The following is a 14,298-nucleotide window of genomic DNA, read 5'->3' on the forward strand; positions in this document are numbered from 1 at the left end:
ACCGTCGTTCAACGGCCCGCCCGCGCCGCACTTGAGGCCCAGGGCCTGGCTGCGGACCGATGGCCGCGCCTCATCCTTCGCCGTCGGACAGGGCACCGGCATCCACCACCCGGTCACGGCCGGCGCGCTTGGCCCGGTACATGGCCTCGTCGGCGCGCCGCAGCAGCGAAGCCGCATCGGCGTCGTCGGGGGCCAGGCTGGCCAGGCCGATGCTGGCGGTGACCGTCAGGCCTTCGATGCCGAGGGCGGCACCGGCGGCCCCCACCCCGGTCCGCATCGCGTCGAGGCGCGCCCGCGCCGTCGCCCCGCCGATCCCGGGCAGCAGCACCAGGAATTCCTCGCCTCCCATGCGGATGACGTCGGCAGGATCGCGCACCGCCGAGGTCAGCGTGGCCGCCACGGCCACCAGCACGCGGTCGCCGGCCGCATGGCCATGCACATCGTTGATGCGCTTGAACAGGTCGATGTCGAGGAAGCCGACCGCCAGCAGTCCGCCGTCGGCACGGGCCTCGCCCATGTGCTGCTCCAGGCGCTTCAGGCCGGCACGACGGTTGGGCAGGCCGGTCAGTTCATCGGTGTCGGCCAGCGCGCGCATCTCGTCGCGCTGGCGCCGCAACTGGCCCAGGCGCAGGTTCAGCACGTAGGCGCTGACGGTCAGGAACCACGTGATCGAAAGCTGGATGGCTTCCACCCGGTATTCGATCAGGACCCGGCTGTCGGCCATGTCCATGAGCGTCATCGCCAGGAACGGCAGCACGGCGGCGATCGCGGCCAGTGCGTCCCCGCGGCGGCGGCGCAGGCCGGCCAGGCTCAGGACGAGGATGGCCATGCAGCCCACCGCGAACCCGGCATCCATGCCCATGGCCAGCCGCGACAGCGCACCCTGCGGCAACCCCACCGCCAGCAACGCCGTGGCGCAGAACGCCGCCGTCGCGCGGGCCAGCCAGCGGCCCGCCGTCCGCCATGCACGCGCGGCACCGGTCAACAGCCACAACACGTACAGCAGCACGGGCAGGCCCAGGCACGAAAGCACGACCAGCCAGCGCGATTCCTGGTCGCCGATCGGCAGCCAGGGTTCCGGATAACCGCTCAGGCCGCTGAGCACGGCCTGGCCCAGCACGGTGAGCGTGCACAGCAGCGTGTAGCCCAGGAAGACGCGGTCGCGCGTGCTCAAGAAACCCATCAGCGCCATGAACGCCAGCGCGATGGCGATGGCCATGCAGGCCGTGCGCACCAGCAGCCGCGCGGTGTCGAACTGCTGGACCGGGCTGGGCGCGCCGATCCGCACGGTGGGGATCCAGCCGGCCTTCAGCGGCGTGGCCCAGGCGATCTCAATGGGCTCGCGGTTGCCCGCCGGCGGCACCACCACCATGCCGACGCCCGCGCGGAAGCGGGAATCGCGCGTGCGTGCATCGTGCATGCGTCCGCAGACTTCGCGATCGCCGTGGTGCACGCGGACTTCACCGGCGAAGATGTTGAACACGTTGACCGCCTGCGGCGCACCCGACCAGCCGCCGGGCGGTGCCGGGATCTCCACCCGTTCGGTCAGCTGCGCCTGCATGGCGGGCGTACAGTGACGCTGTGGGGCCTGTTCGGACGTGGGGGCGCCGGTGACCAGATAGTCGCGGCCGGCCTGCGGCGTGGCCGCGGCCACGCACGGCCAGGCGCAGAGCAGCATCAGCCACCCCGCCATCGCGCCTCGTTGCCTGCCCCATCCCCTCACGAACACTCCGGTACGTCGCCGCTTCCCGACACCCGGTGCGCTGGCTTGCGTCTACGAAATGCAAACTCCATGCCACCTGCCGGCACCCCCGCGCCGGCCGGCCGTCACCCCTCGCGCGGGGGGCCCTTGCGGTGCGGCCTGGGGCCCGGCTTGCCGGCGCCGAACGGCCTGTCGCCCCGCGGCTTGCCCTTGCCGGCGCCCGGCCCGCCGAAGCGGCGCGGCGGCGCCTCACCGCCCCCCTCGCCCGGCTTGTGGATGCGCAGCTGCTGGCCGGACACCCAGACCTTCTTCAGGTGCATCAGCACCTCGCGCGGCATGCCCTCGGGCAGGTCCAGCGTGGTGTGGTCGTGCTGGATGTCGATGCGGCCGATATAGCGGCTTTCCAGCCCGGCCTCGTTGGCGATGGCGCCCACGATGTTGGCCGGCTTCACCCCGTGCATGTGGCCCACTTCGATGCGGTAGGTCTCCATGCCCACCTCCGGCTTGTCGGTGCGCGGCGGCTTGTCGGCACGCGGACGGTCGGTGTCGGGGCGTTCGATCTTCGAACGCTCGGGCTTGTCGGAAGCGCGGGCCGGACGCTCGCCGTGGCTGTCGTCGCGGCGCGGGCGCTCCTCGCGCTCGCGGCGGGGCGCATTGCCGTAGGTCTCGCTGCGCGCCGGGCGCGCCTCGCGCGGCGTGCGCTCCTGCGACAGCAGCAACGGGGTGTCGCCCTGCACCAGCTGCGCCAGCGCGGCGGCGATGTCCACCGCCGGCACGTTCTGCTCGCGCTCGTAGCGCTCGATCAGCGCGCGGAACTCGCCTGCCTTGCCGGAGGCCAGGGTATCGGTGATGCGCGCCAGGAACTTCTCGACACGGCGGTCGTTCACCGCTTCCACGCTGGGCAGCTGCATCTCTTCGATCGGCTGCCGGGTGGCGCGCTCGATCGCGCGCAGCATGCCCTTCTCGCGCGGGGTGACGAAGAGAATGGCGTCGCCCGCGCGACCGGCACGGCCGGTGCGGCCGATGCGGTGCACATAGCTTTCGGTGTCGTACGGGATGTCGTAGTTCAGCACGTGGCTGATCCGCTCCACGTCCAGGCCGCGCGCGGCCACGTCGGTGGCCACCAGGATGTCCAGCTTGCCGTCCTTGAGCTGCTGGATGGTCTTCTCGCGCGCCGCCTGCTGCATGTCGCCGTTGATCGCGGCGGCCGCCAGTCCGCGCGCTTGCAGCTTGTCGGCCAGTTCTTCGGTGGCCGCCTTGGTGCGGGCGAAGACGATCATGCCGTCGAACGGCTCCACCTCCAGGATCCGGGTCAGCGCATCCAGCTTGTGCATGCCGCTGACCCACCAGTAGCGCTGGCGGATGTTGGCCGAGGTGGTGGTCTTGGCCGCGATGGTGACTTCCACCGGCTGCTTCAGGTAGGTCTGCGCGATGCGCCGGATCGCCGGCGGCATGGTCGCCGAGAACAGCGCCACCTGGCGGGTTTCCGGGGTCTTCTTCAGCACGGTCTCGACATCGTCGATGAACCCCATGCGCAGCATTTCATCGGCTTCGTCCAGCACCAGCGTGGTCAGGCCGGACAGGTCCAGCGAACCGCGCTCGAGGTGGTCGATCACGCGGCCGGGGGTGCCGACGACGACATGCACGCCGCGCTTCAGCGCCTGCAGCTGCGGGTAGTAGCTCTGGCCGCCATAGATCGGCAGCACGTGGAAGCCCGGGATCTTCGCCGCGTACTTCTGGAACGCCTCGGCCACCTGGATGGCCAGCTCGCGCGTGGGCGCCAGCACCAGCGCCTGCGGGCGCTCGGCATTCAGACTGATGTTCGACAGCACCGGCAGGGCGAACGCGGCGGTCTTGCCGGTACCGGTCTGGGCCGTGCCCAGCACGTCGCGGCCGGCCAGCATGGCGGGAATGGTGGCCGCCTGGATGGGCGACGGGCTTTCGTACCCCACCGCGGTGACGGCGGCCATGACCGGCGCGGACAGGCCCAGATCGGCGAACAGCAAGGGGGCGGACGAGGGGGATTCGGTAGACATGCGGAGACTCCGGGGCGTCGCGGAGCCGCACGCCGAGCCGCATATTGTGCGCCTTCGGGGGGCTCCTGTCGCGCTGCAGCAGACCAGGGCCGGCATTCTGCCGGCAGTGGCGTGATTTTTCCGCCACGGCGGCGAATCACCTCCTGACCGCACAATCGACCCGGTGCCGGAATGGAAACGACGCTCGCCATGACTTCTCCCACGGACACGGACGCCCGCGCGGGCTTCCAGGCCCTGCTGCAGGCCCATCGCGGCATCGTCGCCAAGGTGGCCGGCACCTACGCCTGGCACCCGGACGACCGCGACGACCTGATGCAGGAGATCGCCACCCAGCTGTGGCGCGCCTGGCCCGGCTACGACCCGCAGCGCCCGGCCGCCACGTGGATGTACCGGATCGCGCTGAACGTGGCCATCTCGTATGTGCGCGGCCGGACCCGCGGCGTGCAGCCGGAGCCCTTCGGCGACCACCACGGCCAGGTCGCCGATCCGCATGCCCACGACCACGAGGCGCGCCAGCAGGTGGACCTGCTGCACCGCTTCATCCACGCGCAACCCCCGCTCGACCGCGCCCTGCTGCTGCTCTACCTGGAAGACCGCAGTTACCGCGAGATGGCCGACGTGCTGGGCCTGAGCGAGACCAATGTCGCCACCAAGATCAGCCGGCTGAAGCAACGCGTCCGCACCGAACTCTGACCGCACCCGTTACAGGAAACTCCTCATGGAACTCGACGAACTCAAAGCCGCCTGGCAGGTGCTGGGCGATCGCCTGGAGCGGCAGGAAGCCATCCAGTGGCAGCTGCTGCGCGACCGCAAGCTGGACCGGGTGCGCGCCAGCGTGCGGCCGCTGTTCTGGGGCCAGGCGCTGCAGGCGGTGCTGGGCATCGGCCTGCTGGTGTTGGGCGTGGCCTGCTGGGGACGCAACACGGATGTGCCGGGCCTGTTCGCCGCGGGCATCGCGCTGCATGCGTTCGGTGTGGTCACGATGGTGATGGCGTTCATCACCATGGGCCTGATCGGCACCATGGACTACACCGCGCCGGTGCTGAAGATCCAGAAGCGGTTCGCCTTGCTGCGGCGCTTCCATGCGCTCAACGCGACCGTCTGCGGCGCGCCCTGGTGGGTCATGTGGGTGCTGGTGGTGGTGGGCTTCGCTGGCTTGGGCGCTGTGGATCCCGCGGCCGGCACGCCGGCGTGGATCACCTGCAGCCTGCTGCTGGGCATCGCCGGCTTCCTGGGCACGGTGGGCGTCCTCCACTGGCGGCGCGCTCGCCGGCCACCGACGGCCACCGGCTGGGAAGAAAGCCAGGGCATCCGCCGCGCACGTGCGCAGCTGGACGAGATCGCACGCTTCGAGCGCGAGTGAGCCTGCCCTGCCTTACACTGCCCGCATGCACACCCTCGACTTCGACCTGGACCGCGACCACGTGGAACTTAACCAGTTGCTGAAACTGGTCGGCCTGGCCGACAGCGGCGGCCAGGGCAAGGCCATCGTCGCCAGCGGCGAAGTTACGGTGGATGGCGCGGTGGAACTGCGCAAGACGGCGAAGATCCGGGCCGGCCAGATCGTCCGCGTCGGCGATGCCGAGATACGGGTGCTGGCCGCCGACCGCTGAACCGGTCGCGGGCTTCCGTGCAGGGCGCCCCAGGCGACGCACGTAGTCGGCGCTACTCGCACAAAGACTCGGCGCCGAGGCCCTGGCCTGACGCGTGAGGCGAAAGCTCCGCACTATTCACACGAAGGCCGGGCGCCGCGCCTTTTTGCCTGGCGCTCGAGTGAAAAAGCATCGCCCACGTGATGCGTCCGCTACACGGCCTCGGCTCAGGGGGCGGAGCCCGCCTCGGATGGAGACGCACCCGCGGCGTCCTCCGGTGCGGCTTCCACATCGGCCATGCGGTCGAACTCCGACAGCGGGCTGTCGGCCGGGCATTTCGCGTCGGGGAAGCGGAACTGCTCGCGCAGCGCCAGGCCGCAGGCCTGCATTTCGTCCAGCCCGGTGCCGGCGGTCTTGCACTCGCTGTCGAAGCTGCGCATGAAGGCGTCGCGGCGCAGCACGAAGTCCTCGCCGCAACGGCGCATCAACTGCAGGCGGTCCAGGTCGTCCTGCGCCGCGTTGGTGCCATCCAGGCCGTACTCCTGCAGTTCGTCCTTGTCGAGCAGGCGCAGCCGGCGGTTGGGCACCGTCATCATCAGGTCGGCCACCGCCACGGCCACGCCGTTGCGCGACAGGTAGTCCTTCACCCGGTCGTAGACGCCGCGCAGTTCTTCGTTCAGCTCGCTGCGCGTGGTGGCGGTGGAACTCATGCGGATGATGCGGTGCACGCCCACCTTGCCGGAGATCATCCGGTTGTCGCCGGCCCCCAGCACGAACACGCACGCGCTGTGGCAGATCGAGCCTTCGCGCACCCAGATGGTCCAGCCGTTGGCGCCGATGGCGTCGCCGGCACGGATGGCGTCCTCCACCTGGCCGCCGGCCGAATCCAGGTCCAGGATGCGCTTGTGGATGCCCATGCGGTCGGCGATGTCGGCCACGCGCGTGACCAGGTCGGTGAAATCGGCGGCGATCTTGCCCTGGTAGCGCAGGCGCAGCACGCCGCCCTTCTGGCACGGCGACAGCGCGTCCACCACGCTGAAGAAGGCCAGCGACTCCAGCGGTACGCCGTCGCCCTCCTCGGTGGTGTAGTCGGCCTGGCAGCTGACCTGTGCGGTGCCGGAGGTGACCCGTGCGGTCGGCCAATCGGTCGGCAATGCCCTGTCCTCGCCGCGGGCACCGGTGGGAACGGGCCCGCTGGAGACCGCGCCGTCACCGCGCTCGGCCTGCTGCGCGGGCGTGTCCTGCGGCGGCTCCACCGGCGCCTGCGCCAACGCGTCGGGCGCCACGTCGGGGGCGTCCATGCGGCAGCCGGCCAACGCCAGCAGGGCCAGCAGTACCACCGATGTCAGGGGGGAAAGACGGGACAGCATCGTTCGGTCGCACAACGCCCGTGCGTACGCGCACGGGTCTGAGGGGGTTCACGCCTAGTCTAGTGTCAATCCGGTGCCCCAGGCCTGCCCGGCGATGAACCTGCGTCCTGCGCGGTCACAGCAGCGCCCACAGCAGCTGCAGCAGGCCCCACAACGACACGCCCCACACCCCCGTGCGCAGGTACGGCACCCCGGCCGCATACAGTGGCACATACGCCAGGCGCGCCCAGAAGTAGCACTGCGCGCCCAGCGCGGTGCCGGCATCGCCCCGCTCCAGTACGGCGACCGCCAGCACGGCCGCGGCGAAGAACGGGAAGGTCTCCAGGAAGTTGCGCAGCGCCCGGTCCACCCGCGCGGCCGCGCCGGTGAGCGGCGGCAGCACCGCATCGCGCGCGCCCACGTTCCAGCGCAGCCCACGCTGGTGCGTGGTCAGCGCCGCGCCGAGCAGCACGTGCACCAGGCCCAGGGCCACGGACCAGGCCAGCATCTTCAGTTCGATCGGCATGACAGCGCTCCCATGAAGGTCCGCGGACTCTAGCGCACCAGCGCGCCAGCGTTTCCCTGCGTGCGCTCACGCGCCACGGGCTTGGCGGCGCATCTGCGCACGCCGGTGCAATCGATGCATGAACGGGGATGGGAAGGTGGGCGCCGTCCCACCCTCCCGGATCCTCCTCATGCCGGATATCCCCCGCGACATCGACCTGCAACGACGGCAGCTGATGCTGGCGGGCGCCACCCTTGCCGGCGCCGCCCTCCTGCCGCTGTCCGCCTGCGAGCGTACCGACCCGCCGGCCCCCGCCGCAGCGCCGCCCCCTCCCCCTTCCTCCACCGTAGAGAGAACCGCCATGGGCCTGTTCACCACCAAAGACGACGTACAGATCTACTTCAAGGACTGGGGCCCGAAGGACGGCCCGGTCGTCACCCTCAGCCACGGCTGGCCCCTGAATGCCGACAGCTGGGAGTCGCAGATGTACCACCTGGCCGCGAACGGCTGCCGCGTGATCGCGCACGACCGTCGCGGCCACGGGCGTTCCAGCCAGCCGTGGGACGGCAACGACATGGACCACTACGCCGATGACCTGGCGCAGCTGATCGAACACCTGGACCTGAAGGACATCTCGATGTTCGGCTTCTCCACCGGCGGCGGCGAAGTGGCGCGCTACATCGGCCGCCATGGCACGAAGCGGGTGAAGAAGGCCGGCCTGGTCTCGGCGGTGCCGCCGCTGATGCTGAAGACCGACGCCAATCCGGGCGGCCTGCCCATCGACGTGTTCGACGGCATCCGCGCCGGCCTGCTGGCCAATCGCGCGCAGCTGTTCAAGGACATCCCCAGCGGCCCGTTCTTCGGCTACAACCGCCCGGGCGCGAAGCCGTCGCAGGGTGTCATCGACGCGTGGTGGCTGCAGGGCATGATGGGCGGACACAAGAACACCTACGACAGCATCAAGGCGTTCTCCGAGACCGATTTCACCGAGGACCTGAAGAAGTTCGACGTGCCCACGATCATCATCCATGGCGACGACGACCAGGTGGTGCCGATCGACGCCGCGGCGCGCGCGTCGGCCAAGCTGGTGAAGGACAGCCAGCTGGTGGTCTATCCGGGCGCCCCGCACGGCATCACCGACACCCACAAGGACAAGCTCAACGTCGACATGCTGGCGTTCGTCAGGGGGTGATGTCCGCCCGCCGCCGGCGCGCGTGAAGGCGCGCCGGTTCTGCCCGTCCTGTTCACCGATTGCGCCGCCCATGCTTGCGGGGCGGCGGCGATTTGGGTATCACAGGGGCACGGGGTGTCGGCCCCGCAGGGGATGGCATTGGCGATACACCAGGACCTATGGCGGCCCGTGCACTGGGCACAGCGTTTCGCGGCCGCGCTGGCATGGGTGATGGCGGCCGGCTTCATGCTGGCGAACATGGGCAGCGGCCACTTCGTCGACGAGAGCGTGCCGCTGGTGGGCGTGCTGGTGGCCATCGCCACCTGGCGCAGCGAACACCGCCAGGTGCGCGGCGCGGTGGCGGGCCTGCTGTCGCTGCTGTTCGTCCTGCATCTGTGGCAGTTCCACGGCCTGGGCACGTGCCTGCTGCTGGCGGCCGCGGCGGTCATCGCCTGGGCCCGCCTGTGGCGGGGGTACTGGCCCGAATTCGTGATGCGCGTGTCGGCGGCGGCGCTCCTGCTGCTCGCCGTGCAGCCGGTCCTGGGCGCATTGCAGCCCCATGCCCCGCCAGCGGATATCGGCTGGTCGCTCGCGCTTTCGGCGCTTGCGATCTTCCTGCTGGTGTACACGCCGTCGCTGCGGGCGGGACAGACCCTGGACACCAGTGCCGAACTGATCGCCTTCGTGCTGGCGTTCGCGGTGCTGGCCCTGGTGGGCTGGCACGTGCCCGGCAGCCTGGTGGGCAGGATGGGGGTGGACTATCCGCCCATGCGCCCCGTCTCGACGCTGGCCGTCGCCCTGCTGGCGCTGGCCCTGCTGCTGCGCCAGCGCGACCGCGACCGTGCCGCCTGGCTGCTGATGGCCATCGTGGCGGTACCCCTGCTGCTCACGCTGCTGCAGACACTGGGCCAGGTCACCACCCCGCTCAACGCCCTGCTGCACCGGCTGGGATGGCTGCCCCGCGCCAGCACGCCGCTGATCGGCGGCTATACCGACTACGGCGTACTGACCGCGTGGGTGGGCGTGGCCCTGTTGCCGCAGGCGCTGCAGCGCTGGGAGAACGTGCGCTGGGGCCTGGTGCGCGGGCTGGGCATCGCGATGGCCTCGGTGGCGGGCATGGCGGCGCTGGGCCTGCTGTTCCAGCTGCCGTATCCGCGCGAAGGCCTGTCGGTCTACCAGATTTCGCTGACCGCGACGGCGCAGCTGGTCGCGATGGGCCTGGCGCTGGCGGTCGCGGGCGAGAACTCCCTGCGCGAGCGTCTCTTCGGCGTGTTGCCGATGGCCGCCGCGCTGGCGTTGGGCGGCATGTTCTGGCTGGCCGCTGGCGCGGACCGCGATGCGATGGCGCGCCGGGTGATGGAAACCCAGACCGCGAGCGCATCGGCCACGTTCCTGCGCGGCGTGGAACTGCGCCGCGGCGCGCTGCGGCAATTGTCGTCGTCGCTGGTGGCCGCGCGCCCCGAGCTGGCGGAAGCGCTGTTCGACCGCCATGTCGCCGACATGGTCCGCGCGTTCGCCGCGTTCCGGGTGGTGCGCAGCGTGGGCGATGCGGGCGAGTTCCGCTGGGTCGAACCGGGGTTCGACGCGCCTGCCGCGCCTTCGCCGCCGCTGCCTGTCGCCGACGAAGGCCTGCTGCAACCGGTGCCGGGCGGCTGGTGGCTGACGGTGGACGAAGCCGGGCGGCGCACGCAGGCCTTCATCGCGCTGGACGGCTTCGTCATGACGCTCAACAAGGCGGTGTTCTCCGACCGCCCGGTACGCGCGACCGCCGAGGGCATGGCGACGGTGGAACAGGGCCAGACGTTCGGCGAGCCGCTGTCCGTGCAGACCGTCGCCCTGCCCGGCCACGAGGTGGAGCTCTCGTTGTGGGCGCCGCCCTCGCTGACCTCGTTCGCGCTGCCGCGCGCGCTCGTCGTCGGCGGCCTGAGCAGCGGCCTGCTGATCGCCTTCGTGCTGTTCCTGCTCGACCTGTCGCGGCGCCGCTCCGCCGAGGCCGCGGAAACGGCGCGCTCGCTGCTGACCGAAACCGAACGCCGGCTCGATGCGCAGCGGCGGCTCAACGATGCGGCCGCGATGGACAGCGCCACCGGCCTGCCGCGATTCTCGGCGCAGGCGCCCCTGATCACCGAGCAGATCGGCATGCAGGCGCCGTCCGGGCATGGGCTGGCCATCGTCGACCTGGACGGGTTCGGCATGGTCAACGATTCGTTCGGACACGACGGCGGCGACGAAGTGCTGCGCCGCATGGGCCAGCGCATCTCAGGCGCGGTCGGCGCACAGGGCCGCGTGTACCGGTATGGCGGCGAAGGCTTCCTGGTGCACTTCGCCGATACCGACATCGACCAGCTCAGCCGCTGGGCGGAAGAGATCCGGCGCGCGGTGGGACAGCCGATCGCGCTGTACTCCACCCACCCCTCGTTCACCGTCACCGCCAGCATCGGCCTGGCCCATGCGCCGGAACATGGCATCGACCTGCAGAGCCTGCTCCGCAGCGCGGACGACGCGCGCCACCTGGCCAAGCGCGCCGGACGCAACCAGGTGCGGCTGCCGTCGGCCGGCGCGCAGCAGGATGCCAACGATCGCCTGAGCCGCGTCACCGCCCTGCGCGAGGCCGTGGCCCGCGGCCAGCTGCGCCTGGCATACCAGCCCGTGGTGGCCGGCGACAGCCTGCAACTGATCGGCTTCGAGGCGCTGGCGCGCTGGCGCCACCCGGCATGGGGCGAGGTCCCGCCTTCGGTCTTCATCCCGCTGGCCGAAAGCGCCGGCCTGATGGAGGACATCGGCCACTTCGTGCTGGAACAGGCCTGCCAGCAGCTGGCCCGCTGGCGGGCGATGGGCCTGCGTACGCTGTGCATGGCGGTCAACCTGTCGCCCAGCCAGCTGGGCCAGCCGACGCTGGCGCCGTGGATCGCGGACTGCCTGCAGCGGCACGCGCTGCCGGCCGATGCGCTGACCCTGGAACTGACCGAGAGCGTGCTGGTGGAGGACATGGGCGCCGCGCAGCGGATCCTGCAGTCGCTGCATGAGCTCGGCGTACGCCTGGCGCTGGACGACTTCGGCACCGGCTATTCCAGCATGTCCTACCTGCAGCGCCTGCCGCTGGACGTCATCAAGATCGACCGCAGCTTCGTGGACGGCATCGCCGCGGAGGACAGCACCGACCGCGCCATCGCCCGCACGATCCTGGTGCTGGCCCACGAAATGGGCCTGCGCACCATCGCCGAAGGGGTGGAGACGGCCGAGCAGATGAGCGCATTGCAGCAGATGCGCTGCGACGAGATGCAGGGCTATTTCTTCGGCCGTCCGATGGAAGTCGACGAGGCCACCGCCCTCGCCCGCGGCCAGCTGCGGCAGGCGATGATCTGACGATCCGGCGCGGCATCAGCCGCGCAGCAATCCCGCCATCGCGCGCACGCCCTGGCTGTCCGGGAACACCCGCGCGTCCAGCGTCGACGTCGCGATGCCCAGGTGGTCGCCGAGCACGCCCTTGAACACGCTGCGCAGGTCGGTGGTCGCGCGCAGGTCACGGCCTTCGTTGAGCTGCGCCGGTGCCACCCCGGGCCAGTCGCCGGCGATGCGGCCACCCGCCACGGCGCCGCCGGCCAGCATCGCCACGGTACCGGTGCCATGGTCGGTACCGCCCGTGCCGTTGACCGCGACGGTGCGCCCGAACTCGGTGACCACCATCACCACCGTGCGCGACCACAGCGCGCCAACGCCGTCGTGGAACTGGCGCAGGCCCTGGTCCAGTTCGGCCAGCTTGCGCGCCAGTACGGGCCCTTGCTGCGCATGCGTATCCCAGCCGGCGTTCTCGACGAAACCGATGCGCGGTCCGTCCGGCGCGGCCATGAAACGCGCCGCCGCCGCCATCGCCTGCGGCAGCCGCGCCACGTTGCCGACGGCCTGCATGCCCTGCGCCGCGACGGCCTGTTCGAACGGATGCGCGAGCTGCGCATCGGCGGCGTACAGCGTCCGGAGGCGTTGCAGCAGGATCGGATTGACGTCCTCGGGCAACGGCGGCGACCACGTCGTCGCATCGCCCGCGCCGCGCAGGATCAGCGGCATCACCGTGCTGACCGACAGCGCGCGCGAGGACGGCAGCGCGGCGACGCAGCGGTTGAGCCAGCCGGTCGCCACGCCGCCACCGGCGGGCGTGCCGCTTTCAAGGTTGTCCTGCGCTTCGAAGTGCGAGCGCTGGCGGTACGGCGGCGCGACCGCGAGCACCGGCAACCACTCGCGCCGCGCATGGAGCTGGTGGCTGAAGGCCAGGGCCGGATGCAGCGCGAAGTCGGCATCGAGCGCGCGCGGGCCCTCCACCGGCAGGCCGCCACGCAAGCGTGCGATCGCGGGATCGCCAACCGGCGTGACGGCATGCAGGCCATCAAGGCCGCCGCGCAGCAGCACGACCAGCAGGCGTGTGTCCTGCGCCTCCGCCGGGCGCGCCAGGCGTGGCCAAAGGCCCAGCGTGGTAGCGGCACCGCCGGCGGCAAGGAAATGGCGTCGGGTCAGTTTCACGATCAGCTCCTCCACTGGAAGACGGGACTGGCGAACAGCAACGCCAGCCCTTCGCGCGGCGATTCCGCTCGGCGCAGGGCCAGCGCCGTCCCTGCGTCCAGGTGCGGACCGAAGACATCGCCCGCGGTCCGCAGCGGATCCGGTGCCGTGCCCGTCGCGCTTTCGGCCAGCGTCTGCGCCGCCTGGATCCGCTTCCACACCGCGTCGGCGCCGCTCCATTCCGCCGCATCGTCGGCGAAGCCGGCCGGCGAACGCGGCGTGAAGGGGGGATGTCCGAGCCGGCCGAGCAACCCCACCAGCGCGCGCGGTTGTTCGCTCGGCAGCGTGGCGGTGCTGCGCAAGGCCGACACCACGAAGTCGTCCGGCGTCTTCAGCTTGCGGGCGTCTTCGGCCCAGGCCTCGGGACTGCCGACCATCGCCGCGTACACGGCGCGCAAGGCGCCGCCGCTGCGCTCCCATGCCGACGCCATGCGTTCCACCAGGGCGCGCGGTGGCGTATCGCTCACGAAATGCCGCGCCAGCTTGCCGCAGACGTGGCGCGCGGTGGCCGGGTGCGCCGCAAGGTCGCGCAGGATGGCGCGGCCTTGCGCTTCGCCCTCGGACGCATAGCGCTTTCCGAGCACCCTGCGCGTACCCGCTTCATGCGCGTTGGCGCGGAAGCGGAACGTCGTGGCGCCGTCCGCGTCCAGGTCGCGCGCCGACGCCACGCTCCAGCCGGTGATGGCGCGCGCCAGTTCGCGCACATCGTCCTGCACGTAACCGCCGTCCACGCCCAGCGTATGCAGTTCCAGGATCTCGCGTGCGAGGTTTTCGTTGAGACCCGCGCGCCGTGGCGCCTTGTCGTCCATGCGGCGCCGCTGGCGCTGGGCCAGCCGCGACTGCTCGCCCACCGAGCGGACGTTGTCGAGGTAACGCAGCATCGCCGGATGCCGTTCTACCGCGAGCAGCAGGTCGGCGAACGTGCCGGTCACGTGCGGGCGGATCGCCTCGCGCTCCATCGGCGCCGCATACAGCGCTGCGGCGCGCTTGTCGGCGGACACGGCGAAGTGGTTCGACCAGAACCGCACCAGCCGTTCGATGAAGTCATGCTCGGTGGCCACCGCCTGCCGGTAGCGCCAACCGAGTTCACCCAGCTGCAGCCGTGCGAAGCGCTGGCGGAATCCCATCGCCGCGCCGCCCCGGCCGTCACCCTCGCGCTCGCGCGCGGCACGCCGGTCGCGCAGGTAGTCGTACTCCTGCCGCAGGTAATCCGCGCTGGTCGGCAGCGTCGCGCGCGGCGCGGCGGGGGCATCGAGCTGCGCCAGCAGCCACGCGCGCGGGTCGTCGACCTGCGCCAGGGTGCCGGGCCGTGCGCCCAGGCCGAAGCGGTTGGCGGCGCTGGTGGTTTCGCGTCGGATCATCACGCCATCCCGTGGGGCGATGTTCCTG

The 14,298-nt window shown here is 71.2% G+C and carries 11 protein-coding genes; 5 read left to right on the forward strand and 6 right to left on the reverse strand.

What is annotated here, in order from left to right; translation table 11 throughout:
* Positions 1 to 70 precede the first annotated feature (70 nt).
* On the reverse strand, positions 71 to 1,693 hold the full coding sequence (locus MUU77_RS13010; RefSeq protein WP_245087606.1) for a GGDEF domain-containing protein: 1,623 nt from the start codon (positions 1,691 to 1,693) through the stop codon (positions 71 to 73).
* Between the two features lie 134 nt (positions 1,694 to 1,827).
* Positions 1,828 to 3,738, reverse strand: coding sequence for a DEAD/DEAH box helicase (locus MUU77_RS13015; RefSeq protein ID WP_245087609.1), 1,911 nt, complete (start codon positions 3,736 to 3,738; stop codon positions 1,828 to 1,830).
* A gap of 189 nt (positions 3,739 to 3,927) precedes the next feature.
* On the opposite strand from MUU77_RS13015, the gene MUU77_RS13020 reads away from it, so the two are divergent.
* From MUU77_RS13020 to MUU77_RS13030, 3 genes are read left to right on the forward strand one after another with little or no spacing between them, the layout of a single operon-like run.
* A complete protein-coding gene (locus MUU77_RS13020; protein ID WP_245087612.1) occupies positions 3,928 to 4,431 on the forward strand; it encodes a sigma-70 family RNA polymerase sigma factor in 504 nt (167 codons plus the stop codon).
* 25 nt (positions 4,432 to 4,456) lie between these two features.
* Entirely contained in the window at positions 4,457 to 5,101 is a 645-nt protein-coding gene (locus MUU77_RS13025; RefSeq protein WP_245087615.1) for a hypothetical protein, read from the forward strand.
* A 25-nt stretch (positions 5,102 to 5,126) separates the two neighbouring features.
* Positions 5,127 to 5,351 (forward strand): RNA-binding S4 domain-containing protein, encoded by a 225-nt coding sequence (locus MUU77_RS13030; protein ID WP_245087617.1) that lies wholly within the window; start codon positions 5,127 to 5,129, stop codon positions 5,349 to 5,351.
* 206 nt (positions 5,352 to 5,557) lie between these two features.
* Here MUU77_RS13030 and MUU77_RS13035 read toward each other — a convergent pair whose 3' ends face one another.
* Entirely contained in the window at positions 5,558 to 6,631 is a 1,074-nt protein-coding gene (locus MUU77_RS13035) for a hypothetical protein (protein ID WP_245094464.1), read from the reverse strand.
* A gap of 184 nt (positions 6,632 to 6,815) precedes the next feature.
* Positions 6,816 to 7,205, reverse strand: coding sequence for an MAPEG family protein (locus MUU77_RS13040; RefSeq protein ID WP_245087620.1), 390 nt, complete (start codon positions 7,203 to 7,205; stop codon positions 6,816 to 6,818).
* A 214-nt stretch (positions 7,206 to 7,419) separates the two neighbouring features.
* On the opposite strand from MUU77_RS13040, the gene MUU77_RS13045 reads away from it, so the two are divergent.
* On the forward strand, positions 7,420 to 8,376 hold the full coding sequence (locus tag MUU77_RS13045) for an alpha/beta hydrolase (protein ID WP_245094467.1): 957 nt from the start codon (positions 7,420 to 7,422) through the stop codon (positions 8,374 to 8,376).
* A gap of 168 nt (positions 8,377 to 8,544) precedes the next feature.
* The gene (locus MUU77_RS13050) at positions 8,545 to 11,721 is read left to right on the forward strand and encodes a GGDEF domain-containing phosphodiesterase (RefSeq protein ID WP_245087623.1); all 3,177 of its coding nucleotides are present in this window, start codon (positions 8,545 to 8,547) and stop codon (positions 11,719 to 11,721) included.
* Between the two features lie 15 nt (positions 11,722 to 11,736).
* Here the strand turns inward: MUU77_RS13050 and MUU77_RS13055 are convergent, their stop codons facing one another.
* The gene (locus MUU77_RS13055; protein ID WP_245087626.1) at positions 11,737 to 12,870 is read right to left on the reverse strand and encodes a DUF1501 domain-containing protein; all 1,134 of its coding nucleotides are present in this window, start codon (positions 12,868 to 12,870) and stop codon (positions 11,737 to 11,739) included.
* Positions 12,871 to 12,872: 2 nt separating this feature from the next.
* Complete coding sequence (locus tag MUU77_RS13060; RefSeq protein WP_245087629.1) at positions 12,873 to 14,270, reverse strand: DUF1800 domain-containing protein; 1,398 nt, start codon at positions 14,268 to 14,270, stop codon at positions 12,873 to 12,875.
* Between the last annotated feature and the right edge of the window lie 28 nt (positions 14,271 to 14,298).

The organism is Pseudoxanthomonas sp. F37 (genome assembly GCF_022965755.1).
In the GTDB taxonomy this organism is placed as follows: Bacteria; Pseudomonadota; Gammaproteobacteria; order Xanthomonadales; family Xanthomonadaceae; genus Pseudoxanthomonas_A.

Excerpts from the sequence above, each read along its gene's own strand:
- MUU77_RS13010 (WP_245087606.1), bottom strand. The coding sequence starts at position 1,693 with ATGGCGGGGTGGCTGATGCTGCTCTGCGCCTGGCCGTGCGTGGCCGCG.
- MUU77_RS13015 (WP_245087609.1), bottom strand. The coding sequence starts at position 3,738 with ATGTCTACCGAATCCCCCTCGTCCGCCCCCTTGCTGTTCGCCGATCTG.
- MUU77_RS13020 (WP_245087612.1), top strand. The coding sequence starts at position 3,928 with ATGACTTCTCCCACGGACACGGACGCCCGCGCGGGCTTCCAGGCCCTG.
- MUU77_RS13025 (WP_245087615.1), top strand. The coding sequence starts at position 4,457 with ATGGAACTCGACGAACTCAAAGCCGCCTGGCAGGTGCTGGGCGATCGC.
- MUU77_RS13030 (WP_245087617.1), top strand. The coding sequence starts at position 5,127 with ATGCACACCCTCGACTTCGACCTGGACCGCGACCACGTGGAACTTAAC.
- MUU77_RS13035 (WP_245094464.1), bottom strand. The coding sequence starts at position 6,631 with ATGGACGCCCCCGACGTGGCGCCCGACGCGTTGGCGCAGGCGCCGGTG.
- MUU77_RS13040 (WP_245087620.1), bottom strand. The coding sequence starts at position 7,205 with ATGCCGATCGAACTGAAGATGCTGGCCTGGTCCGTGGCCCTGGGCCTG.
- MUU77_RS13045 (WP_245094467.1), top strand. The coding sequence starts at position 7,420 with ATGCTGGCGGGCGCCACCCTTGCCGGCGCCGCCCTCCTGCCGCTGTCC.
- MUU77_RS13060 (WP_245087629.1), bottom strand. The coding sequence starts at position 14,270 with ATGATCCGACGCGAAACCACCAGCGCCGCCAACCGCTTCGGCCTGGGC.